This is a genomic window from Streptomyces sp. NPDC024687, assembly GCF_055559055.1.
Genome location: NZ_JBVHLJ010000003.1, coordinates 306,540 through 329,833, shown reverse-complemented (window position 1 = coordinate 329,833; position 23,294 = coordinate 306,540). Strand labels below are relative to the sequence as shown.

At 70.1% G+C, this 23,294-nt stretch carries 21 protein-coding genes and 1 pseudogene; 14 read left to right on the top strand and 8 right to left on the bottom strand.

Annotated features, from left to right (window positions below):
* Positions 1-141 precede the first annotated feature (141 nt).
* Both ACZ39I_RS13380 and ACZ39I_RS13375 read left to right on the top strand, forming a co-directional pair.
* Positions 142-906, top strand: a complete 765-nt coding sequence (locus ACZ39I_RS13380; protein ID WP_467244614.1) for a GAF and ANTAR domain-containing protein — start codon at positions 142-144, stop codon at positions 904-906.
* Positions 907-958: 52 nt separating this feature from the next.
* Positions 959-1,717, top strand: a complete 759-nt coding sequence (locus ACZ39I_RS13375) for a GAF and ANTAR domain-containing protein (protein ID WP_467244613.1) — start codon at positions 959-961, stop codon at positions 1,715-1,717.
* Positions 1,718-1,726: 9 nt separating this feature from the next.
* Here the strand turns inward: ACZ39I_RS13375 and ACZ39I_RS13370 are convergent, their stop codons facing one another.
* Positions 1,727-2,131, bottom strand: a complete 405-nt coding sequence (locus tag ACZ39I_RS13370; RefSeq protein ID WP_467244612.1) for an SseB family protein — start codon at positions 2,129-2,131, stop codon at positions 1,727-1,729.
* Positions 2,132-2,309: 178 nt separating this feature from the next.
* Positions 2,310-3,398, bottom strand: coding sequence for a redox-regulated ATPase YchF (gene ychF, locus ACZ39I_RS13365; protein ID WP_403659882.1), 1,089 nt, complete (start codon positions 3,396-3,398; stop codon positions 2,310-2,312).
* 178 nt (positions 3,399-3,576) lie between these two features.
* On the opposite strand from ychF, the gene ACZ39I_RS13360 reads away from it, so the two are divergent.
* Positions 3,577-4,104 (top strand): DUF6542 domain-containing protein, encoded by a 528-nt coding sequence (locus ACZ39I_RS13360; protein WP_467244611.1) that lies wholly within the window; start codon positions 3,577-3,579, stop codon positions 4,102-4,104.
* A 349-nt stretch (positions 4,105-4,453) separates the two neighbouring features.
* Here ACZ39I_RS13360 and ppgK read toward each other — a convergent pair whose 3' ends face one another.
* Positions 4,454-5,197, bottom strand: a complete 744-nt coding sequence (ppgK, locus tag ACZ39I_RS13355) for a polyphosphate--glucose phosphotransferase (RefSeq protein ID WP_451472350.1) — start codon at positions 5,195-5,197, stop codon at positions 4,454-4,456.
* 29 nt (positions 5,198-5,226) lie between these two features.
* Positions 5,227-6,237 (bottom strand): 4-hydroxy-3-methylbut-2-enyl diphosphate reductase, encoded by a 1,011-nt coding sequence (locus ACZ39I_RS13350; protein WP_467244610.1) that lies wholly within the window; start codon positions 6,235-6,237, stop codon positions 5,227-5,229.
* A 269-nt stretch (positions 6,238-6,506) separates the two neighbouring features.
* Here ACZ39I_RS13350 and ACZ39I_RS13345 point away from each other — a divergent pair.
* The 4 genes and pseudogenes from ACZ39I_RS13345 to ACZ39I_RS13330 all read left to right on the top strand — a co-directional run.
* Positions 6,507-6,983 (top strand): annotated as a pseudogene (locus tag ACZ39I_RS13345) (amino acid permease); the annotation flags it as partial.
* Between the two features lie 50 nt (positions 6,984-7,033).
* Positions 7,034-8,242: an exodeoxyribonuclease VII large subunit gene (gene xseA / locus ACZ39I_RS13340; RefSeq protein WP_467244609.1), complete on the top strand. Its 1,209-nt coding sequence runs from the start codon at positions 7,034-7,036 to the stop codon at positions 8,240-8,242.
* A 9-nt stretch (positions 8,243-8,251) separates the two neighbouring features.
* Positions 8,252-8,485 (top strand): exodeoxyribonuclease VII small subunit, encoded by a 234-nt coding sequence (locus tag ACZ39I_RS13335; RefSeq protein WP_352388910.1) that lies wholly within the window; start codon positions 8,252-8,254, stop codon positions 8,483-8,485.
* A gap of 147 nt (positions 8,486-8,632) precedes the next feature.
* Positions 8,633-9,223, top strand: coding sequence for a malonic semialdehyde reductase (locus ACZ39I_RS13330; RefSeq protein ID WP_403659864.1), 591 nt, complete (start codon positions 8,633-8,635; stop codon positions 9,221-9,223).
* Between the two features lie 61 nt (positions 9,224-9,284).
* On the opposite strand, the gene ACZ39I_RS13325 is transcribed toward ACZ39I_RS13330, so the two are convergent.
* Entirely contained in the window at positions 9,285-9,806 is a 522-nt protein-coding gene (locus tag ACZ39I_RS13325) for a DUF4245 domain-containing protein (protein ID WP_467244608.1), read from the bottom strand.
* 127 nt (positions 9,807-9,933) lie between these two features.
* On the opposite strand from ACZ39I_RS13325, the gene glpX reads away from it, so the two are divergent.
* The gene (gene glpX, locus ACZ39I_RS13320) at positions 9,934-10,968 is read left to right on the top strand and encodes a class II fructose-bisphosphatase (RefSeq protein ID WP_467244607.1); all 1,035 of its coding nucleotides are present in this window, start codon (positions 9,934-9,936) and stop codon (positions 10,966-10,968) included.
* 163 nt (positions 10,969-11,131) lie between these two features.
* Here the strand turns inward: glpX and ACZ39I_RS13315 are convergent, their stop codons facing one another.
* A complete protein-coding gene (locus ACZ39I_RS13315; protein WP_164432724.1) occupies positions 11,132-11,506 on the bottom strand; it encodes a WhiB family transcriptional regulator in 375 nt (124 codons plus the stop codon).
* A gap of 174 nt (positions 11,507-11,680) precedes the next feature.
* Complete coding sequence (locus ACZ39I_RS13310) at positions 11,681-12,427, bottom strand: DUF1707 SHOCT-like domain-containing protein (RefSeq protein ID WP_467244606.1); 747 nt, start codon at positions 12,425-12,427, stop codon at positions 11,681-11,683.
* A gap of 177 nt (positions 12,428-12,604) precedes the next feature.
* Here ACZ39I_RS13310 and ACZ39I_RS13305 point away from each other — a divergent pair, with 177 nt between their 5' ends.
* From ACZ39I_RS13305 to ACZ39I_RS13290, 4 genes are all read left to right on the top strand, one after another.
* Positions 12,605-14,272 (top strand): fumarate hydratase, encoded by a 1,668-nt coding sequence (locus ACZ39I_RS13305; protein WP_467244605.1) that lies wholly within the window; start codon positions 12,605-12,607, stop codon positions 14,270-14,272.
* Between the two features lie 622 nt (positions 14,273-14,894).
* On the top strand, positions 14,895-16,298 hold the full coding sequence (locus ACZ39I_RS13300; protein WP_467244604.1) for a class II fumarate hydratase: 1,404 nt from the start codon (positions 14,895-14,897) through the stop codon (positions 16,296-16,298).
* Positions 16,299-16,370: 72 nt separating this feature from the next.
* Positions 16,371-17,063, top strand: coding sequence for a cytidylyl-2-hydroxypropylphosphonate hydrolase (fomD, locus tag ACZ39I_RS13295; protein ID WP_352388917.1), 693 nt, complete (start codon positions 16,371-16,373; stop codon positions 17,061-17,063).
* A gap of 295 nt (positions 17,064-17,358) precedes the next feature.
* Entirely contained in the window at positions 17,359-19,482 is a 2,124-nt protein-coding gene (locus ACZ39I_RS13290) for a SpoIIE family protein phosphatase (RefSeq protein ID WP_467244603.1), read from the top strand.
* Between the two features lie 48 nt (positions 19,483-19,530).
* Here the strand turns inward: ACZ39I_RS13290 and ACZ39I_RS13285 are convergent, their stop codons facing one another.
* Positions 19,531-21,873 carry a transglycosylase domain-containing protein gene (locus ACZ39I_RS13285; RefSeq protein ID WP_467244602.1) on the bottom strand — a complete coding sequence of 781 codons (2,343 nt, stop codon included), beginning with the start codon at positions 21,871-21,873 and terminating at the stop codon, positions 19,531-19,533.
* Positions 21,874-22,102: 229 nt separating this feature from the next.
* Here ACZ39I_RS13285 and ACZ39I_RS13280 point away from each other — a divergent pair, with 229 nt between their 5' ends.
* Positions 22,103-23,020, top strand: a complete 918-nt coding sequence (locus ACZ39I_RS13280; protein WP_389997604.1) for an SPFH domain-containing protein — start codon at positions 22,103-22,105, stop codon at positions 23,018-23,020.
* Positions 23,017-23,289 (top strand): type II toxin-antitoxin system antitoxin, encoded by a 273-nt coding sequence (locus ACZ39I_RS13275; protein ID WP_467244601.1) that lies wholly within the window; start codon positions 23,017-23,019, stop codon positions 23,287-23,289. The genes ACZ39I_RS13280 and ACZ39I_RS13275 overlap by 4 nt, the downstream gene beginning before the upstream one ends.
* Positions 23,290-23,294 lie beyond the last annotated feature (5 nt).

Below are 23,294 nucleotides of genomic sequence, written 5' to 3'. Positions count from 1 at the left end.
CGGCACGCCGTTCCCCGCGCGCGACAGCCCTTCGGCGCCGGCACCCTCGCTGCCTCACCTGGACCGGTTGTGGGCCGTAGCCACTTGCCTGTGCCAAGATCCGGTGGAACCGTTGCGCGCAGTGGACGGGAGGTGAGGGACTTGCCGGGTGACGACCTCCTGGGGGGCGGAGACGCCGAACAGGGGACCAACCTCGAGCGGTCTCGTATCACCGGCGAACTCATCGCCGGGATGAGCGGCCTGTCTCCGTCCGAGATGCCCGCCGCCCTGTGCCGTAACTGCGTCGCGCTGATCCCGGAAGTGTCGGGGCTGTCCATCTCGATGCTCGGCGACGACGCGGACACCGGCGTGGTGCTGTGTGCCAGCAACGACGTCTCCGCGCACCTGGCGGAGATCCAGTTCACCCTCGGCGAGGGACCGTGCCGGGAGGCGACCCGTCTGCGTGCCCCCGTGTTCGCGACGGATCTGACACGTGCTCCGGACAGCCGCCGCTGGCCGCTGTTCTGCCCGCAGGCCACCAAAGCCGGCGTCGAGGCGGTGTTCTCACTGCCGCTGGCGAGCACCGGGTCGGCACTGGGCACTCTTGATCTCTACCGGGACAGGCCGGGTTCGTTGAGCAGCGATCGTCTTCGCAGAGCACTGCTGGTCGCTGACGCGGTGACGTTGGCGGTGCTGGCACTGGACCGGGGAGCCGAGGATTTCGAAGGAGTCGTCGCATGGCTGTCAGGAGCCGAATCGGACCGGGAGGAGGTCCACCAGGCCACCGGAATGATCATGATGCAACTGGGCGTCAGCGCCGAAGAAGCACTCCTGCGCCTACGCGCCCGAGCCTTCACCCAGGGCCGCACCGCCACCCAGCTCGCCAAAGCCATCATCGCGCGCACCACGGACCTCCACGATGACTGAACGGCCCGCACCCCCTGCCGGCACCCCCAACCACAGCGCCGGGGAGGCACCCATGAACCGCGAGCGACAACTGACGCAGGCATTCCTCGCCCTCACGGACACCTACACCGCGGAATTCGACCCCCTGCACCTCTTCCACCACCTCGTCCACGCCTGCCACGACCTCCTCGACATCGACGCCGCAGCCGTCATGATCGCCGACGCCCGCGGCAGCCTGCGCACCATGGCCTCCACCAACGAGGAAGCCGCCTTCACCGAACTCCTGCAAACCCAGAGCGGCCACGGCCCCTGCATGGACAGCTACCGCATCGCCGAACCCGTCAGCGTCCCCGACATCACCACCGAACACACCCGCTGGCCCCACCTCGCCACCGCGATGACCCACACCGGCTACCACGCCCTTCAGGCCATCCCCCTGCGCCTGCAGAAACGCCCCGTGGGCACCCTCACCCTCCTGCGCCGAGCCCCCGGCCGTCTCCCCGACGACGACACCCACCTCGCCCAGGCCCTCGCCGACTCCGCGGCCCTCGCCCTCATGCACTGGACCACCGAACCCACCCCCACCCACGACGTCGTCACCCGCGTCCACAGCGCCCTCGCCGCAAAAGCCACCCTCGAAATCGCCAAGGGCATGATCGCCCAGCACGCCGACACCACCATCAGCGAAGCCGCCCACCTCCTCACCGCCTACGCCCACCACCACCACGTCCGCCTCACCGACACCGTCCAAGCCCTCGTCACCCGCACCCTCGCCCCCGACACCATCACCGAGGCGAAGCCCCGACGTGACTCGGACGGGACTCGGACGTGACCGCGCTGCTCAGGCGACGTCGCGGTCGAGCAACTCCTTGACGCCCTGAGCCGTCAGTGCCAGCTCCTCCGGTGTTCCGGCGTCGATGACCAGCGCGAGCTTCTCGGACGGCCAGCGGTGGGCGAGGACGCCGAGGGTCACCTGCTGGTGCTCGGTGATCTGCGGGAGGGCATGCTGCATGCGGGTCCGTGTGGTGAACACCGGCACCAGTTCGGTGCCGTCTTCCACCTGGTAGACGGGCAGGGTCACCTCTCCGGGAACCCCGTCCTGGGCGGCGGCGGCGTCGGCGGTGGGCACGAGGACCTCGCTGCCGGCAAGGGTGTCCAGCTCGGCTTCGTCCGCGTCGCCGGCCACGACGGCGCGCAGGGCCAGCTGCACGGCGGGGGCGGCGCCGTTGGAAGAGTGATCAGTCATGGCTGCTCCGATCGGCACGTCGAAGGCGCGGGGCAGCGCTGCTCCCGCTCGTGTTCCACGGCCCGACTACCCACGGGGTCATGGCCCATGTGTGGGGTGGTGACGCGACCGGGTCCCGGGGGGAGAAAAGCCGAGGGCCCGACTCCGGAGAGCCGAGCCCCTTTGACCTGCGGATTCGCTACACGTTGAAGCGGAACTCCACGACATCCCCGTCCTGCATGACGTAGTCCTTGCCCTCCATCCGCGCCTTCCCCTTCGCGCGGGCCTCGGCCACCGACCCCGTCTCGACCAGGTCGTCGAAGGAGATGACCTCCGCCTTGATGAAGCCCTTCTGGAAGTCGGTGTGGATGACTCCGGCGGCCTCGGGGGCGGTGGCGCCCTTCTTGATGGTCCAGGCGCGGGACTCCTTGGGGCCTGCCGTGAGGTAGGTCTGCAGGCCGAGGGTGTTGAAGCCGACGCGGGCGAGGGTGGCCAGGCCCGGCTCCTCGGCGCCGACCGACTCCAGGAGCTCCATCGCGTCCTCCTCGTCGAGCTCGGCGAGGTCCGCCTCCAGCTTGGCGTTGAGGAAGATCGCCTCCGCGGGGGCGACCAGGGCGCGCTGCTCTTCCTTGAACGACTCGTCGACCAGCTCGTCCTCGTCGACGTTGAAGACGTACAGGAAGGGCTTCGTGGTCAGCAGGTGCAGGTCGTGCAGCAGCTCCTCGTTGCCGGAGCCCTGGACGATGCCCGCGGAGAACAGGGTGTCGCCCTTCTCCAGGATCTCCTTCGCCGCCTCCACGGCCGCGACCTTCGGGACGATGTCCTTCTTGATCCGCGACTCCTTCTGGAGGCGGGGCAGGACCTTCTCGATGGTCTGGAGGTCGGCGAGGATCAGCTCGGTGTTGATCGTCTCGATGTCGTCCTTGGGCGAGACCTTGCCGTCGACATGGACGACGTTCTCGTCCTTGAAGGCGCGGATGACCTGGCAGATCGCGTCCGACTCACGGATGTTCGCGAGGAACTTGTTGCCCAGGCCCTCACCCTCGGAGGCGCCCTTCACGATGCCCGCGATGTCCACGAAGTCGACGGTGGCCGGAATGATCTTCTGGGAGGAGAAGATCTCGGCCAGTTTCGCCAGCCGCGCGTCCGGGACGCCGACCACGCCGACGTTCGGCTCGATCGTGGCGAACGGGTAGTTGGCCGCCAGCACGTCGTTCTTGGTCAGGGCGTTGAACAGGGTCGACTTGCCGACATTCGGCAGGCCGACGATTCCGATCGTGAGCGACACGTTGCGACTTCCCGTACGTGAGAGGAGACGTGAGGAGACTGGGCGGCCAGGGGGCCGATCCACCAGTCTACGGCGTGCGGCAGCACGCTCCGGCGGCCCTCTCGAACGCATGGCCAAGGTCTTTCCCACGGCGTGTCCGACGAGCGATTCCGCACATAAACAGACCTAGGTTGGTCCAGTGGAGCAACACAGGACACGACCCCCGCACAACGGAACGCGACGACCGGCCCAAGGAGCGCCGCTGCCCGCGCAGGCCCGCGGCGAGCGACGGCCACCGGTGGTCCGCAGACCCACGCCGCCGGTGGTCCGGACGCTGCGGCGGCTGCGGCGGCTGCCGAATCCCCGGCTCACCGGGCTCGGTGCCGGCCTGTTCTGCTGCGCGCTGATGTTCGTGCTGGGCTGCCTCGTCTCCCTGTTGTTCGGCTCGTCGCTCACGACGTACGGCTTCCTGTTCGTGCCGGTCAGTGTGCTGACGTCGGTCTGGTTGCGCCGGGGCGACCTGCTGACCGCTCCGATCGTCGTCCCGATCGCCTTCGCCGTGGGGCTCGTCCCGGTCGCCGACAGCGGCGGCGGCACCTCGGGACGCCTGATGGGCCTGTTCACCGCCCTGGCCACCCAGGCCGGCTGGCTCTACGCCGGCACCCTGGCCGCCGGCCTCATCGCACTGGCCCGCAGGATCCACCTGGTACGCGACCGCTCACGCTGACGCGCCGACTGGGGCCGAGGGTGCGAGGAACCACTCCGGGGCGGCCGACTCGGGCGGCACAGCCGGGGGCGGCACCGGCGACGCGTGGGGCTCTCGGGATGGCCCGGCCCGAGGCCCCTGCCTGCCGGTCACTCGGTGCCGACAGCCAGCCGCCGACCACACCGCGCCGGTCCACAGGATCCACCTGGTACGCGACCGCTCGCCCTGACGCCGGGGCGGCACCGGCGACGCGCGGGGCTCTCGGGATGCCCTCGGCCCGAGGCCCCTGACTGCCGGTCACTCGGTACCGACAGCCGACCGCACCGTGCCGGTCCACAGGAGGCGCCGGCTCAGCCGGGGGCGGGCCCCCTTACTCCTGCACCGCCCGCATCGCCGCCCCCACGATCCCCGCGTTGTTCTGCAGCTGGGCCGGGACGATCTCGGCCTTGATGCCCTCGATGTGGGGCAGGAACTTCTGGGACTTGCGGCTGACGCCGCCGCCGATGATGAACAGCTCGGGCGAGAAGAGCATTTCGACGTGGGCGAGGTACTTCTGTACGCGGTGGGCCCAGTGCTCCCAGGTGAGTTCCTCGACCTCGCGGGCCTTGCTGGAGGCCTTCGTCTCGGCGTCGTGGCCGTGCAGTTCGAGGTGGCCCAGCTCGGTGTTGGGGACGAGGACGCCGTCGACGAAGACCGCGCTGCCGATGCCGGTGCCCAGGGTGAGCAGGATGACGGTGCCCTTGCGGTCCTTGCCCGCGCCGAAGCTCATCTCGGCGACGCCCGCCGCGTCCGCGTCGTTGACCACGGTCACCGGCAGCCCGCCGAGCCGGTCGCTGAACAACGCGCGCGCGTCGGTGTCGATCCAGCTCTTGTCGACATTGGCCGCCGTACGGATGTGGGATCCGCCGGTGACCACGCCCGGGAAGGTCAGCCCCACCGGGCCGGTCCACCCGAAGTGGTCCACGATCTGCTTCACCCCGTCGGCCACGCCGTCGGGCGTTGCCGGGTGCGGGGTGAGCACCTTGTGACGCTCCTGGGCGAGGTCGCCCTTGTCCAGGTCCACAGGGGCGCCCTTGATCCCGGATCCGCCGATGTCCAAGCCGAAGATCTGCATGGCCCTACGTTACGACGGACGACTGACGGTCACGCCTGTGAGGTCCCCTTGCGCTCCGCGACCAGCGCCGCGGCCTCCTCGCGCAGGTCCCGACGCAGTTCCTTCGGCAGGGAGAAGGTGATGGACTCCTCGGCCGCCTTCACGAGTTCCACGTCGCCGTAGCCGCGCTGCGACAGCCACTCCAGGACCTCCTCGACAAGCACCTCCGGCACCGAGGCACCGGAGGTCACACCGACCGTGGTCACGCCCTCCAGCCAGGCCTCGTCGATCTCGCTCGCGTAGTCCACGAGGTAGGCCTCGCGCGAGCCGGCCAGCTTGGCGACCTCGACGAGCCGCTTGGAGTTGGAGGAGTTGCGAGAACCGACCACGATGACGAGCTCGGCCTCGGCACCCATCTGCTTGACCGCGAGCTGGCGGTTCTGCGTGGCGTAGCAGATGTCGTCGCTGGGCGGGGAGATGAGCTGGGGGAACTTCTCCTTGAGGGCGTCGACGGTCTCCATGGTCTCGTCGACGGAGAGCGTGGTCTGGGAGAGCCAGACGACCTTCGACTCGTCGCGGACCTCGACCTTGGCGACGTCCGAGGGGCCGTCGACGAGGGTGATGTGGTCGGGGGCCTCGCCGGAGGTGCCGATGACCTCCTCGTGGCCCTCGTGCCCGATCAGGAGGATGTCGTAGTCCTCGTTCGCGAACCGGACGGCTTCCTTGTGGACCTTGGTGACCAGCGGGCAGGTCGCGTCGATGGTGGCGAGCTTGCCGCGCGCGGCCTCCTCGTGGACGACGGGCGCGACGCCGTGCGCCGAGAACATGACGATGTTGCCCGGCGGGACCTCCTCCGTGCGCTCGACGAAGATGGCGCCCTTCTTCTCCAGGGTCTGTACGACGTACTTGTTGTGGACGATCTCGTGCCGGACGTACACCGGAGCGCCGTACTGCTCCAGGGCTTTCTCGACGGCGATCACGGCGCGGTCCACACCCGCGCAGTAACCACGGGGGGCGGCGAGCAGGACACGGCGGCCAGGCGAAGCGGTCATGCGTCCCATCGTAAGGCCGCGTTCGGCCGGTCGAAGATCGCGTGCCCGTGACCTTCCTTGGAAAACGGAGCAGGAGGGCGGGACGGGCGAGGCACAGGCGGAGGCGCGATGTCCGGTACGGGTACGGCGGACCGTACGGCCGAGGAGGAGCACGGCGGCCTGCGGCGCAGCCCGGGCTTTCGGGACCTCGTCGTCTACGGGCTGCTGATCATCGCTCCCATGGCCCCCGTCGGCGTCTACGGCACCCTGGACGCCAAGTCGCACGGTGCGGTCGCGCCTGGCTGCACGACCTGGTGGCCGTCAGCAAGGCGATCGGCGCGGCCTTCGCGGCGCTGGCGGGCCAGGCGGCGGCCGGGCGGCTGCTGTTCGCGATGGGCCGCGACCGGCGCCTGCCGCGCGTGCTGGCGAAGACGGACTCCGGCGTCCCGCGTGTGGCCCTGCTGTGCGCGGCCGGCGTCACCCTGGTCGCGGCGGTGTGGGCGGCCCGCCGGGACGACGGCATGGACCACCTGGTGTCCGTGGTCGACATCGGCGCCCTGACGGCCTTCACGCTGCTGCACGCGAGCGTGCCGGGCTGGTTCGCGATCCGGAGGCGCGGCGGCCCGGTGGTCTGGTGGCGGCATGTGCTGGTGCCGGTCGTGGGGGCGGTGATCACCATGGCGGTGATCGTGGAGGCGTCGGGGGCGGCGCAGGTGGTGGGCACGGTGTGGTTGCTGGTCGGGCTCGGGGTGCTGGTAGCCCAGCGCAGCCGGTAGTTCGCCGCCGGTGACGGTGCGTTGTCGTACCCGGCCGTTACGCTCGCGGCATGGCTGTGAACTCGACCCCCGAAACGCCTCTGCCCGTCGGCGAGGTGTCGCGCCTCATCGGCGGCTGGATCGACCGTCTCGGCGCCGTGTGGGTCGAGGGGCAGATCACCCAGCTCTCCCGGCGCCCGGGCGCGGGCGTGGTGTTCCTCACGCTGCGCGATCCGTCGTACGACATCTCGGTGAGCGTGACCTGTTTCCGCCAGGTCTTCGACGACGTCGCCGATGTCGTCGGCGAGGGTGCCCGGGTCGTCGTGCTGGCGAAGCCGGAGTGGTACGCGCCGCGGGGACAGCTCTCGCTGCGGGCCGCCGAGATAAGGCCGGTCGGCGTCGGTGAGCTGCTGGCGCGCCTTGAGCAGCTGAAGAAGTCCCTCGCCGCGGAGGGGCTGTTCGCGCAGGAGCGCAAGAAGCCGCTGCCGTTCCTGCCGCAGCTCGTCGGGCTGGTCTGCGGGCGCGCCTCGGCCGCCGAGCGGGACGTCCTGGAGAACGCGAGGCACCGCTGGCCGGCCGTCCGCTTCGAGGTGCGCAACGTGCCGGTGCAGGGGGTGCATGCCGTCCCGCAGGTCGTGCAGGCGGTCAAGGAACTCGACGCGCTGGACGACGTGGACGTGATCATCGTGGCGCGCGGCGGGGGCAGCGTGGAGGATCTGCTGCCGTTCTCCGACGAGCAGTTGGTGCGGGCGGTCGCCTCCTGCCGTACGCCGGTGGTGTCGGCGATCGGGCACGAACCGGACACCCCGCTGCTGGACTACGTCGCCGACCTGCGGGCCTCCACGCCGACGGACGCGGCCAAGAAGGTCGTACCGGATGTCGGCGAGGAGTACGAGCGGGTCCGCGCGCTGCGGGACCGTGCCCGGCGGTGTGTCGAGTCCTTCCTCCAGCGGGAGGAGCGGGGCCTCGCTCAGGCGCTCGCGCGGCCGTCGATAGAGGATCCGCACCGGATGATCGACGAGCGCGCCGACCATGTGGCCGCCCTCGCCGACCGCGGCCGCCGCACCCTGGGTCATCTGCTGGACCGCGCGGACTCCGAGCTGACGCACACCCACGCGCGCGTGGTGGCCCTCTCCCCCGCCGCGACCCTCCGGCGCGGGTACGCCGTGCTGCAGAAGTCCGACGGGCACGTGGTGCGGGCACCCGACGAGGTGACGGCGGCGGAGCCCCTGCGGGCGCGGGTCGCCGAGGGTGAGTTCACTGTCCGAGTCGATGCGTAGGGTGGGCGGATGACCAGCAAGGTGGCGGAAGAGGCGCTCGGGTACGAGCAGGCGCGGGACGAGCTGATCGAGGTCGTACGGCGGCTGGAGGCGGGCGGTACGACGCTGGAGGAGTCCCTCGCGCTCTGGGAGCGCGGCGAGGAGCTGGCCAAGGTGTGCCGGCGGTGGCTGGACGGGGCGCGGGCCCGGCTGGACGCGGCACTGGCCGAGGAGTCGGAAGACGGCGAGAGCGACTCCGAGTAGCCGCGGGCGGAAGAGCTGGTGTCTGTGAAGCGGATCACCACACCCCGAGTTTGATTGAAGGTTGAACTTCATTGGCGTACGGTCGGAGACGTCAACCGGTCCACGGTCCGTTTCCGGGGCCCACGTACCTCTTGAGAAGGTTTCTCCATGTCTCTCGTTCTTGACCCCGCCGCCCAGGACCTGCTGTTCCGCGAGGCCCGCACCGCGAACACCTTCACCGACGAGCCGGTGACCGACGAGCAGGTCCAGGCGATCTACGACCTGGTCAAGTACGGCCCGACCGCCTTCAACCAGAGCCCGCTGCGCATCACCCTGGTCCGCTCCGCCGAGGCCCGCGAGCGCCTGGTCCAGCACATGGCCGAGGGCAACCAGCCGAAGACCGCCACCGCCCCGCTGGTCGCGATCCTCTCCGCGGACAACGAGTTCCACCAGGAGCTGCCGGAGCTCTTCCCGCACTTCCCGCAGGCCAAGGACGTCTTCTTCAGCGAGCGCCCCGCCCGCGAGGGTGCCGCAGGGCTGAACGCCGCCCTGCAGGCCGCGTACTTCATCATCGGCGTCCGTGCCGCGGGCCTCGCCGCCGGCCCGATGACCGGTGTGGACTTCGAAGGTGTCCGCAAGGAGTTCCTGGACGACGACCACACCCCGCTGATGGTCGTCAACATCGGCAAGCCGGGCGCCGACGCCTGGTTCCCGCGCTCCCCGCGCCTGGCGTACGACGAGGTCGTCACCACCGTCTGAGACGGCTGACACACGACGAGAGGGGCCCGGCCGCCGAGCGGCCGGGCCCCTCTCGTGCGGTTCACGCCATCTCGAGGGACTTCGCCATCTCGGTCAGCTGGGTGAGCGATCCCGTGCCCGCTACCACCGTCGTCGCCCCGTCGCCCTGGTGCACGAGGGCGTCGTAACGGCCGCCCGTGTAGCGCGTCCAGGTCCGGCCCGCGATCTTCTGGGTCTGCTTCGTCGCCTCGGCGCCCTGGCTCGCCTCGTCGATGAACGCGGACGGCTTCTGAGTCGACTGCTCGATCTGCACGTACTGATCACCGGGGGCCTGGAAGCCCAGGTGCCAGGCGTCGAACTCGTCGCCCCGGAAGCGCACCGAGGTCGCCTTCCAGCCGGCCGGCAGGCCCTCGGGCGCGGCGACCGGGTAGGAGGCCGCGCGGCGGGCCGTGAGCAGCTCGACGCGGTAGTCGACCGTCTTGATGTCGGGAGCGGATTCGTCGTGCGGAATGAACACGTAGATGACCGCCGCCGCGATCCCGATCAGGCCCAGGGAGAGAATCATGTCCCGGACCGTCTTCTGCTTGCCGTTCGAACCTGCCACGCCCCCTATCGTCGCAGGTGCCCAGTCCGCTCATCCGTGGGGTCCCCTGCTCATTTTGTCGGACTGGGGATAGAGTCGACGGTCGAACCCTCATCCGGCCGTCGTCGTATCAGAAAGGTGCGCTCCGATGACCGAGCATCATCATCTGCCGTCCGAACTCGAAGTCCCCTCCGAGGCCCCCGACCGCAACCTCGCCCTGGAACTCGTCCGGGTGACCGAAGCCGCCGCGATGGCCGCGGGCCGCTGGGTCGGCCGGGGCGACAAGAACGGCGCCGACGGCGCCGCGGTGCGCGCCATGCGAGCCCTCGTCTCCACCGTGTCGATGAACGGCGTGGTCGTCATCGGCGAGGGCGAGAAGGACGAGGCCCCGATGCTCTTCAACGGGGAGCGCGTGGGCGACGGGACCGGGCCCGAGTGCGACATCGCCGTCGACCCGATCGACGGAACGACGCTGAACGCCAAGGGCATGCCGAACGCGATCGCGGTCCTGGCCGCGGCCGACCGGGGGTCGATGTTCGACCCGTCCGCCGTGTTCTACATGGACAAGCTGGTCACAGGCCCGGAGGCCGCGGACTTCGTCGACATCGACGCGCCGGTCTCCGTGAACATCCGGCGGGTCGCCAAGGCCAAGCGGGTCACTCCGGAGGACGTGACCGTGGTCGTCCTCGACCGGCCCCGGCACGATGGGATCATCAAGGAGATCCGGGAGGCCGGAGCGCGGATCAAACTGATCTCCGACGGTGACGTGGCGGGCTCGATCTACGCGCTGCGCGAGGGCACCGGCGTTGACATGCTGCTGGGCATCGGCGGTACGCCCGAGGGGATCATCTCGGCCTGCGCCGTGAAGTGCCTCGGCGGGACGATCCAGGGCAAGCTGTGGCCGAAGGACGACGAGGAGCGGGCGCGGGCGATCGACGCCGGGCACGATCTGGACCGGGTGCTGACGACCGACGACCTGGTGTCCGGGGAGAACGTGTTCTTCGTGGCCACGGGCATCACCGACGGGGAGCTGCTCCGGGGCGTCCGGTATCGCTCGGAGACTGCCACGACCGACTCGATCGTGATGCGGTCGAAGTCGGGGACGGTTCGGCGGATCGACTCGGAGCATCGGCTGAGCAAGCTGCGGGCCTACAGCGCGATTGATTTCGATCGCGCCAAATAGCCCGGGGGCTGTGCGGCGTTGGCGGCTGCGGGTGCGTCGTGGCTTGTCGCGCCCACGCGGCGGAGCCGCACATCGATACCGCCCCGCGCCCCCAGGTGAGTCCACTCGCCGTTGATCAAGAAGGCGCCCCCGGTGCGGTGGGGGCGCCTTCTTGCGCGAGTACTCAGCCCGCCTGGGCTATGCGGGCCGCCCGCGCCGCGTTCTTCAGTTCCATGTCGCGGCGACGCCTGCGGGCCAGCACGACCCGGCGTTCCGCTGCGGTGAGGCCGCCCCAGACGCCGTAGGGCTCGGGCTGGAGCAGGGCGTGTTCGCGGCACTCGACCATGACCGGACAGCGGGCACAGACGCGCTTGGCGGCCTCCTCGCGGGAAAGCCTGGCGGCAGTGGGTTCCTTGGACGGGGCGAAGAACAGGCCGGCCTCGTCGCGCCGGCACACCGCCTCGGTGTGCCATGGAGCGTCTTGGTCCCTGTCCCGCACTGGCACCCGCTGGGCAGGAACGGCAGCTACCTGCAGGGACGAATGCGGCGGTTGCAGCACGGTCTACTCCTGACGACGGCTTCGCGAGCGAGAGACGATGGAGCAAGCCCTACCCGCTGTACGCGCGCCTATGCACTGAGTCCCGAACCGCTGGATCCCGGGGGGTCGCGTGCGCCTCCGGGAGCCACCCTCGGACGGATCCTTCCGCTGCGGACGCACCCCGATTCACAAGCGTCAACGATCCAGGTGTTTGCGCAAACTCTTGTCGACCTTGCGATCGACCGCGCGCTGAACCCGATCGAGGATGTCCGCGACGAGCTTGCCCCGCTTCGGCTTCGCGTCGACACTGCCGAGGACGGCCCAGCCGTCGACGTACACCACGGGCGCGTCCGGCTCGGCCGAGTCCAGGGTGTCCACCTGGAAGTCACCGAGGACACCGACCCCCGTGCCGCGCAGCGAGATGTTCTCGGGGACCCGCACCTCGACACTGCCGCAGAGCGAGAACGCCTTGATGACGACCTGGCGGTACTCGAAGATCGCCTCGCTGAGGTCTATCTCGACACTGCCGAAGATCGCGTAGGCGTGGATACGGCGGCCCGCGCGCCAGCGGCCCTTGCGGACGGCGGCGCTGAAGACCGCCACCACGTTGTCGTCCGGGTCCGGGGGAATCGCGTCGGTCGGACGGTTGGGGGCCGGGGACCAGGCGGGGGCGGTACGGCGCCCATGGGCCGCCGGCAGGTCCCGTATGAAGACCTCCAGCTCGCCCACCGTCTTGGCGCTCAGCACCCCCTCGACCCGCTCGGCGTGCTCGTCCGCGCTGAGGCGGCCCTCGGCGAGGGCCTCGCGCAGCATGTCGGCGACACGGTCGCGGTCGGCGTCCGAGGCACGCAGGTCGGCCACCGCGGGTGCGGGGCCAGAGGGCGCGGGGCCCGAGGGTGCGGGGCCCGCGTGCCGGGCAAGGTCGGGCTTCTGAAGGTCCACGACAGCAGCGTACCCAAACGCGATAGATCGCGACTACCCCTGTGGACAACTCTTGGCCTGCGCACGGGACCTCACTGAGCCTTACCTCACAAACTTCCGTCCCTGGACAGGTTCTAGGCTGGTGGGGCCCGCCGACGGAGGCGGGTGGTCGACCCGCAGAGTGAGGAATGGGCTGAGATGCCTGAGTTCGCGTACACCGATCTGCTCCCCATGGGAGAGGACACCACCCCCTACCGGCTGGTGACCTCCGAGGGTGTCTCCACCTTCGAGGCCGACGGGCGGACCTTCCTCAAGGTGGAGCCGGAGGCGCTGCGCAAGCTCGCCGCCGAGGCCATCCACGACATCCAGCACTACCTGCGGCCCGCGCACCTCGCCCAGCTGCGGCGGATCATCGACGACCCCGAGGCGTCGAGCAACGACAAGTTCGTGGCGCTGGACCTGCTGAAGAACGCGAACATCGCGGCGGCGGGCGTCCTGCCGATGTGCCAGGACACCGGCACGGCGATCGTCATGGGCAAGCGCGGACAGAACGTCCTCACGGAGGGCGGTGACGAGGCGGCCCTGTCGAAGGGCATCTACGACGCGTACCTGAACCTCAACCTGCGCTACTCGCAGATGGCCCCGCTGACCATGTGGGACGAGAAGAACACCGGCTCCAACCTCCCCGCGCAGATCGAGCTGTACGCCACCGACGGCGGCGCGTACAAGTTCCTGTTCATGGCGAAGGGCGGCGGCTCGGCCAACAAGTCGTTCCTGTACCAGGAGACGAAGGCCGTCCTGAACGAGGCCTCCATGATGAAGTTCCTGGAGGAGAAGATCCGTTCGCTCGGTACGGCCGCCTGTCCGCCGTACCACCTGGCGATCGTCGTGGGCGGTACGTCGGCCGAGTACGCGCTGAAGACCGCGAAGTACGCCTCCGCGCACTACCTGGACGAGATCCCGGCGGAAGGCTCCGAGCTGGGCCACGGCTTCCGGGACAAGGAGCTGGAGGAGAAGGTCTTCGAGCTGACGCAGAAGATCGGGATCGGGGCGCAGTTCGGCGGCAAATACTTCTGCCACGACGTCCGCGTGGTCCGCCTCCCCCGGCACGGCGCCTCCTGCCCGGTCGCCATCGCCGTGTCCTGCTCGGCCGACCGCCAGGCCGTCGCGAAGATCACTGCCGAGGGCGTCTTCCTGGAGCAGTTGGAGACGGACCCGGCGCGGTTCCTGCCGGAGACGACGGACGAGCACCTCGAGTCCGACGGTGACGTCGTCAAGATCGACCTCAACCAGCCGATGGACTCGATCCTCGCCGAGCTCACCAAGTACCCGGTGAAGACGCGGCTTTCGCTCACCGGCCCGCTGGTCGTGGCCCGTGACATCGCGCACGCCAAGATCAAGGAGCGGCTGGACGCGGGTGAGGAGATGCCGCAGTACCTGAAGGACCACCCGGTGTACTACGCGGGTCCGGCGAAGACGCCCGCGGGCTATGCGTCCGGTTCCTTCGGCCCGACGACGGCCGGCCGCATGGACTCCTACGTCGAGCAGTTCCAGGCGGCGGGCGGCTCCAAGGTGATGCTGGCCAAGGGCAACCGCAGCAAGCAAGTCACCGACGCGTGCGGCACGCACGGCGGCTTCTACCTCGGCTCCATCGGCGGCCCGGCCGCCCGGCTCGCCCAGGACTGCATCAAGAAGGTCGAGGTCGTCGAGTACGAGGAGCTCGGCATGGAGGCGGTCTGGAAGATCGAGGTCGAGGACTTCCCTGCGTTCATCGTGGTCGACGACAAGGGCAACGACTTCTTCCAGGACCCGGCACCCGCACCGACGTTCACGACGATCCCGGTGCGCGGACCTGGCCTGGCGTAGCGCCCTTCGGCGGCGGCGGGGAGGGTTCTCGCCCCCGCCGCCCCTACCCGTCCCATCCCCAGGGGCAGCCGCCCCTTCGACCCCGCCGGGGGCTGCCGCGGGCGGCGGGGAGGGACGACGCCCCTCGAACCCCCCGCGCCTGCGCCCACGCCCCGTTCGGTGCAACGGCGTCGCCCCGTCGCCGAACGGGCTGAGCGGTGCCGCCGAGCGAGCACACGGGCAACGGCTCCTTCCAAAGCCCGGCCCGGCCGGCCCGGCCCCTCAGCATCCCCCTGCGAGCGCCGCAGCGAGCGCAGCTCCCGCAGGACGCCAGGGATGGATTGCGCCCCCTCCACCCCACCGGACCTGCGCCCCGCCCCGGTTCGGCCTGACCGGGTGGAACTGAACCGGCCCGGCCGGCGGGCAAGAGCAACGGCTGCGCTCAGAGTCCGCCGGACGGCGGGCGTCGGGGACGTGCCGGGTGGTGATGGGTGGGTCGGGTGCGGGTAGCCGCTGGGTTCCGGTGGTGTCCGCGCGCTCGGTGACGCGCCTTAGGTGGGCCTGCGGCGGTTTCCGGACCGGTGGGTGCGGCAGGAATAGGTGCCACGGGGGCAGACGCTGTCCAAGACGGAGGTGATCGGCAGTGGCCGACGAGCAGCAGGAACAGGCGTTTCGTATCGAGCACGACTCCATGGGCGAGGTCCGGGTCCCGGTGGACGCCAGGTGGCGGGCCCAGACCCAGCGGGCGGTCGAGAACTTCCCGATCTCCGGGCAGCGGATCGAGCGGGCGCACATCGAGGCGCTGGCCCGGATCAAGGGGGCGGCCGCGACGGTGAACGCGCGGCTGAACGTGCTCGACAAGGACATCGCGGAGGCCATCCAGGAGGCGGCCGACGAGGTGGCCCGCGGTGACTGGGACGCGCACTTCCCCGTCGACGTCTTCCAGACCGGGTCCGGCACCTCGTCCAACATGAACACCAACGAGGTCATCGCGACGCTGGCGACCGAGCGGCTCGGCCGTGACGTGCACCCCAACGACCACGTCAACGCCTCCCAGTCGTCCAACGACGTCTTTCCCTCCTCCATCCACATCGCCGCCACCGCCGCCGTCACCCGGGACCTGATCCCCGCGCTCCAGCACCTCGCCGACGCCCTCACCCGCAAGTCCGAGGAGTTCGCCGACGTCGTGAAGTCCGGGCGGACCCATCTCATGGACGCCACCCCGGTGACGCTGGGTCAGGAGTTCGGCGGATACGCGGCACAGGTGCGCTACGGGATCGAGCGGCTGCGGGCCTCTCTTCCCCGGCTCGCCGAACTGCCGCTCGGCGGTACCGCCGTCGGCACCGGCATCAACACCCCGCCCGGTTTCTCCGCCGCCGTCATCGAGGAGGTCGCCCGCACCACCGGGCTGCCGCTCACCGAGGCGCGGGACCACTTCGAGGCGCAGGGTGCCCGGGACGGCATCGTCGAGACCAGCGGGCAGCTCAGGACCATCGCGGTCGGCCTGACGAAGATCGCGAACGATCTGCGGTGGATGTCCTCCGGGCCCATGACCGGCCTCGCGGAGATCTCCCTGCCCGACCTCCAGCCCGGTTCGTCGATCATGCCCGGCAAGGTCAACCCCGTGATCCCGGAGGCCGTTCTGATGGTCGCCGCCCAGGTGATCGGCAACGACGCGACCGTCGCGACCGCCGGCGCGGCCGGCAACTTCGAGCTCAACGTCATGCTGCCGGTCATCGCGAAGAACGTCCTGGAGTCGGTCCGGCTGCTCGCCAACGTCTCCCGGCTGCTCGCCGACCGGACCGTCGACGGCATCGTGGCCCACCGCGAACGGGCCCGGAAGTACGCCGAGTCCTCGCCCTCCGTCGTCACCCCGCTCAACAAGTACATCGGGTACGAGGAGGCCGCGAAGGTCGCCAAGAAGGCCCTGGCCGAGCGGAAGACGATCCGGCAGGTCGTGGTGGAGAGCGGGTACGTCGAGCGCGGCGACCTGACGGAGCAGCAGCTCGACGAGGCGCTGGATGTCCTGCGGATGACACGGCCGTAACCTTTCCCGCCGTCGGCGTGAACCGTGACGCGCACCGCAGCGTCGTATGCCTATGGCACCTAATATCTGTGCATGGCAGACGGTGGAGCGGTGAGAGCGGTGGAAGCAGGTACGTCGGCGCACTTCTGGGAGCCGGGGAGTCACATCCTGTGGCGCTACCGGGAGAACGCGGGCGCGCACTTCCACATCGCCCGCCCGGTCACCGTCGTTCGCGACGACGAGGACCTGCTCGCCGTGTGGCTGGCGCCGGGCACCGAGTGTGTGCGGCCGGTGCTGGCCGACGGGACGCCGGTGCACGCCGAGCCGTTGGAGTCCCGTTACACCAAGCCGCGTGCCGTGCAGCGGGACCGCTGGTTCGGCACCGGGGTGCTGAAGCTGGCGCGGCCGGGACTGCCGTGGTCGGTGTGGCTGTTCTGGGAGCCGGGCTGGCGGTTCAAGAACTGGTACGTGAACCTCGAGGAGCCGCTGGCGCGCTGGGCCGGGGGTGTGGATTCCGAGGACCACTTCCTGGACATCACCGTGGATCCGGACCGCAGTTGGCAGTGGCGGGACGAGGACGAGTTCGCGCAGGCCCAGCGGGACGGGCTGATGGGCCCGGACCTGGCCGAACAGGTCAGGTCGGCGGGGCGCTCCGCGGTGGAGGTGATCCGCGCCTGGGGCCCGCCGTTCTCGGACGGCTGGCCCGACTGGCGGCCCGATCCGTCCTGGACTGTCCCGCTCCTTCCGGAAGACTGGGACCGTACTCCCGCGCACTTGTCCTCATGAGACCCTTGATGCGCCCCCGGGCTGCAAACGTAGGATCGTCCTCCGCAAGAGTGCGCAGTGGCAACTACCGGAGCGGGCACTGGGCTTGACCGATCGTCACCGAGGGGCGGCAGGACGTGAGCGTGGGGTACGAGGGCAACACCGGTACGGACCTCGGAAGGTTGACCAAAAACGCAGGAACAGCCCCTGACCACACGGGAATTCCGTTCCTGGGACACGTATTCCGGGTATCGGGATTTCGGCGGGACCCACTGCGCGTACGGCGCGCAGCCCCGGACGGACGGATTCGACACGCGTGACGGAGCACCCGACCTCCTTCGAACGCCCCCAGCCGGGCGTCGACCCCACGGACCCCCGCGGGGCGCTCCTGCGTTCCCCGGCGCCACCGCCCGCCCAGGGCGTCGAGGCACCGACCGTTCTACCGGTCCAGGCGCGCTCCGGTGACTCCGCTCCGGAGGCGGCACCCGTCGTCCAGGCAGGCAGCGGCACGACCGGCAGGACCGGCAACCACAAGGACATGGGCATGAACCCGGCCGGTACCGGCCCCGAGCACTCCCAGCCGGCCGCCGCGGAGCCGGACACGCACCGCCCGAGGCCCGTCCCCGAGGGGGTGCCGGTCCAGCCGGGCGGTGGGGACGAGCGGCCGCTCCCGAGCGGTGACGAACGCCGTACCGGGCAGGGGCTGGCCCCGGGCCGGCCCACGCCCATGCGGCGCGACGGCGACCGGCTGCGCTTCGTGGGCGCGGCGACCCGTCGGATCGCCCGCGGCATCGACCTGGACGAGATCGTGATGGGTCTGTGCCGGGCGACCGTGCCGACCTTCTCGGACGCGATCCTCGTCTATCTGCGCGATCCGCTGCCCGTCGGCGACGAGCGGCCCACCGGCCCCCTCGTGCTGCGGCTGCGGCGCAGCGACCGCATCCCGCAGCAGGAGCGGGACCTGGAGGACGGCATCCTGCCGGTGCCGGTGCCGGAGAATCCGACCGAGCTGGACGCGCTCGGCACCGAACTGTGCGAGGTGCAGCCGGGCAGCGCGCTCGCCGAGGTGCTGCGCGGGGTGCGGCCGGTCTTCACGGACACCCCCGCGGCCCATGCGGCGCTGCCGGAACTGCTCGGCGAAGGCTGCGAGTTCGCCGTACCGACCGGTCGGCGGGCGATTCTCGCCCCGCTGCGCGGCCGGCGGCGGGTCATCGGCGCCGCCCTGTTCCTGCGCCGCCCCGACCGGATCCCCTTCGACCCGGACGACCTGCTCGTCGCCGCCCAGCTGGCCACGCACAGCGCGCTGGGCATCGACAAGGCGGTCCTGTACGGCCGTGAGGCGTACATCGCCGACGAGCTGCAGCGCACCATGCTGCCCGAGACGCTCCCGCGGCCGACCGGCGTACGGCTGGCCTCGCGCTATCTGCCGGCCGCCGAGACGGCCCGGGTGGGCGGTGACTGGTACGACGCGATCCCGCTGCCCGGCAGCCGGGTCGCGCTGGTCGTGGGTGACGTGATGGGGCACTCCATGACGTCCGCGGCGATCATGGGCCAGCTGCGGACGACCGCGCAGACGCTCGCCGGGCTCGACCTGCCCCCGCAGGAGGTGCTGCACCACCTCGACGAGCAGGCCCAGCGGCTCGGTACGGACCGCATGGCGACCTGCCTCTACGCCGTGTACGACCCGGTGTCGCACCGGATCACCATCGCCAACGCCGGTCATCCGCCGCCGGTGCTGCTGCATCTGGGCGGCCGGGCCGAGGTGCTCCGGGTGCCGCCGGGCGCGCCGATCGGTGTCGGGGGCGTGGACTTCGAGGCCGTGGAGCTGGACGCGCCGGCCGGGGCGACGCTGCTGCTGTACACCGACGGGCTCGTCGAGTCCCGGCTGCGGGACGTGTGGACCGGGATAGAGCAGCTGCGCGAGAAGCTCGCCGCCACCGCGCAGCTCACCGGGCCGGATCATCCGCCGCCGCTGGAGGCACTGTGCGACGAGGTGCTGGACATGCTCGGTCCTGGCGACCGGGACGACGACATCGCGCTGCTCGCGGCCCGCTTCGACGGGATCGCGCCCAGCGATGTGGCGTACTGGTTCCTGGAGCCGGAGGACGCGGCCCCGGGCCGTGCGCGGCGGCTCGCGCGGCGGGCGTTGTCCCGCTGGGGCATGGAGGACATGACCGACTCCGTCGAGCTGCTGGTCAGTGAGGTCGTGACCAACGCGGTCCGGTACGCGACGCGGCCGGTGACGCTTCGGTTGTTGCGCACGGATGTGCTGCGGTGCGAGGTCGGGGACGACGTGCCGCAACTGCCGCGGCTGCGGCAGGCGCGGGCCACCGACGAGGGCGGCCGGGGCCTGTACCTCGTCAACCGGCTGGCCCGGCGGTGGGGAGCGACCCGGCTCAGCACCGGCAAGGTGGTGTGGTTCGAGCTCAACAGGAGCTAGGAAACGAGAGAGGGCGCCCGGTGATCACCGGGCGCCCTCTCTCGTTCGCTACTGGTCGTCGTTCGGGTCGAACGGGTTCAGTGGTGAGGTCGACGTCTCGACGGGAGTGCTCTGCTCACCGGTCGGCGCGCTCGGCGACGGCGTCTCCGACGGGGTTTCCGACGGGGTTTCCGACGGCGTCTCCGAGGGAGTCTCCGACGGGGTCTCCGAGGGCGTCTCCGAGGGAGTCTCCGACGGGGTCACCGAGGGCTTCGGTGTCCACGTCGGCTGGACCGCGGCGCCCTGGTCGGTGTCGAGGTCGAACTTGGTGTTCTCGGCCGCGACGCCGAAGGTGTACGCCGCCCAGATCTGCGCCGGGAAGCCACCGCCGTTGACGCGGTCGAGGCCGGCCGTGTTGTACAGCTTGCTCTGCCCGTGGGTCTTGTAGTCCTCGCCGAACAGACCGACCGAGGTGACCAGGTCCGGGGTGTAGCCGGTGAACCAGGCCGACTTGTTGTCGTCGGAGGTACCCGTCTTGCCGGCGACCTTGCGGCCGTCACGTGCGGGGTTCTGCTGGACGGCCTTCTTGGCCGTACCGTCGTCGACCACACCGGTCAGCACCGAGGTCACCGTGTCGGCGGCCTTCCGGCTGATGACCTGCTCGCCGATCGGGTCGGGCATCTGGAACTCGGTGCCGCCCTGCTCCGCCGACTTGATGATGGTCGGCGTGACCTGCTTGCCGTGGTTGTCGAGGGTGGCGTAGACAGCGGCCATCTGGATCGGGCTCGCGCCCATGGTGCCCAGGGTGTAGGCGGGCAGCGGCCTCAGCTTGCCGGTGTCCATGCCGAGCTTGGTGGCCGTCGCCAGCACCTTGTCCATGCCTACGTCCACGCCCATCTGCGCGAAGACGGAGTTGATGGACTTGTCCATCGCCGTCTGCACGGTGACCTTGCCGTAGTTCCCGTCGTCCTCGTTCTCGGGAGCGAATCCGACCTTGTCGCCGTTGCTGTCGACGACCTGACGCTTGCTGGTGCCGTCGTAGATCGTGTTCGCGCCGATCGTCTTGCCGCCCTGCGTCTCGGAGCCGTTCTCCAGCGCGGCGGCGAGGATGACCGGCTTGAAGGTCGACGCGGGCTGGTAGTCGGTGCGGTTGGCGTTGCTGTAGAAGTGCTTGGTGTAGTCGGTGCCGCCGTACAGGGCGACGATCTTCCCCGTCTTGGGGTCGACGGAGGCGGCACCGGCCTGGACGTTCTTGTCGACCGGCCGCTTCTTCGGGTTCAGCTGGCTGGTCAGCTGGGTCTTGACCGCCTTCTCCAGCTGGGCCTGCTTCTTCTTGTCGATGTTCAGGGTGAAGGTCCAACCCGAGTTCTCGACCCGGGCCTCCGCCTCGTCCTGGGTGATGCCCTCCTTGGCAACCAGCTGCTTCTCGAGCTGCTGCTTGGCGAGCTTGATGAAGTAGCCCTTCTGGCCCTCGAGGCCTGGGGCGGCCTTGGGCTCCTTGGGCACCGGGAACTTCATGCCCGCGCGCTCGGTCTTGTCCAGCCAGCCCTGCTCGACCATGTTGTTCAGGACGTAGTTCCAGCGCTCCTGAACCAGCTTCTTGGCGGTGGGCGTGGCGACCGCCCAGTCGTACTGGCTCGGGGCCTGGAGCAGCGCGGCCAGATAGGCGCCTTGCGCGACGCTGAGCTTCTGGGCGTCGACGCGGTAGTAGTCCTGGGCGGCGGCCTGGATGCCGTAGGCGCCGCGGCCGTAATAGCTGGTGTTGATGTAGCCCGCGAGGATCTTGTCCTTGGACGTCGTGCGGTCCACCTTCAACGAGATGACCAGTTCCTTCAGCTTGCGCGTGACGGTCTGGTCCTGGTCGAGGTAGTAGTTCTTGACGTACTGCTGGGTGATCGTGGAGCCACCCTGCTTGCCCTTGCCGGACAGGGTGTTGATGAGACCGCGCGCGGTGCCCTTGAGGTCGATGCCGACGTCCGTGTAGAAGGTCTTGTTCTCCGCCGCGACGAAGGTGCGCTGAACCGGCTTGGGCACTTCGGAGAGGTCGACGATCTCGCGGTTGGTGTCGCCCTCGCGGGCCATGACCGAGCCGTCGCTGTACTTGTAGATGTTGCTCTGTTCCTGAGCTTTCGCGTTGCCCTTGGGCACGGAGATCATCATGTACATCACGATGAAGGCGCCGATGCCGAGCAGGCAGAAGCCGAGGAAGGTGCCGAGGATCTTCTTCCAGGTGAAGAGCCGGCGTATGCCGCTCTTACCTTTTTTCGCGCCCTTCTTGCCCTGCGCCGCCCTGCGCGCCGCGGCCCTGCCGCCGGTCACGATGCCGTCGCTCGGCGTCCCGGACGAGCGCGTGGGCGGCGCCGCGCGGCGGCCACCGCGCTGACGTGCTCTTCTCTCTTCCGCTCGTCCCATGGGTCGACTCGCTCCGCTTCCTCATCGGCGGCCACACCGGTTCGTGGCTCAGGTCAGCTCAGAAAGCTAACACCGGTCTATATGACACAGCGCCTTCGATCAGGTCCCGGGCGGGCGTGAGAATCAGCACCCGCCTCCTCGGAACCAGACCTCCGAGAGGGTGTCAAGGTTGCCAGGACGGGGTAAAGTGCTATCACTTTGCTATAACCGAGCTAGACGGGGGACCCCTATGTCCGCGCAAGACTCCGCACCCATCGCCGACACACCCGACATGCCTGCCCCACGCGTACGCGAGGTGGCCGCGCACAGCATCGGCGGCGCGCTCGTGCTGCTGCTGGGCCTGGCCGGGCTGCTGATCGCCGTCTTCCTGTTCGCCGCGAGCGGGGAGAGCCCCGGCTTCGCCGTCGGCGGGGTCCTCGTGCTGATCGCCGCGCTCATCTCGCTGCGCGGCCTGAACACGGTGGCGCCGGGCGAGGCCCGGGTCGTCCAGCTCTTCGGGCGCTACAAGGGCACCATCCGCCAGGACGGCCTGCGCTGGGTGAACCCCTTCACCTCCCGGACCAAGGTCTCCACCCGGGTCCGCAACCACGAGACCGCCGTCCTCAAGGTCAACGACGCCTACGGCAACCCGATCGAGCTGGCCGCGGTCGTGGTGTGGAAGGTCGAGGACACCGCGCAGGCCACCTTCGAGGTCGACAACTTCGTGAAGTTCGTCGCCACCCAGACCGAGACGGCCGTACGGCACATCGCCATCGAGTACCCCTACGACGCCCACGAGGAGGACGGGCTCTCGCTGCGCGGCAACGCCGACGAGATCACCCAGAAGCTCGCCACCGAGCTGCACGCGCGCGTGGAGTCGGCCGGCGTACAGATCATCGAGTCCCGCTTCACCCACCTCGCCTACGCGCCGGAGATCGCCTCGGCGATGCTCCAGCGGCAGCAGGCCGGCGCGGTCGTCGCGGCCCGGCGGCAGATCGTGGAGGGCGCGGTCGGCATGGTCGAGGAGGCGCTCGCCCGGATCACCGAGCGGGACATCGTGGAACTGGACGAGGAGCGCAAGGCGGCGATGGTGTCCAACCTGATGGTGGTGCTGTGCGGCGACCGCGCCCCGCAGCCGGTCCTCAACACCGGGACGCTCTACCAGTGACGGCACCTTTCGAGGGGGACCCCCCCGAGCGGCGGCCTCAGCAGCGCAAGCAGGTGCTGCTGAGGCTGGACCCGCTGGTGTACGAGGCGCTGGCGCGGTGGGCCGGGGACGAACTGCGGTCGGCGAACGCGCAGATCGAGTTCCTGCTGCGCAGGGCCCTGAAGGAGGCCGGCCGCCTGCCCGGTGACGCCGGCCCGCTGCCGCGCCGGGGACGGCCACCCAAGGACGGCCGGGACGCCCGGGACGGCCGGGACACCCATGGCCCTTGAGCGCG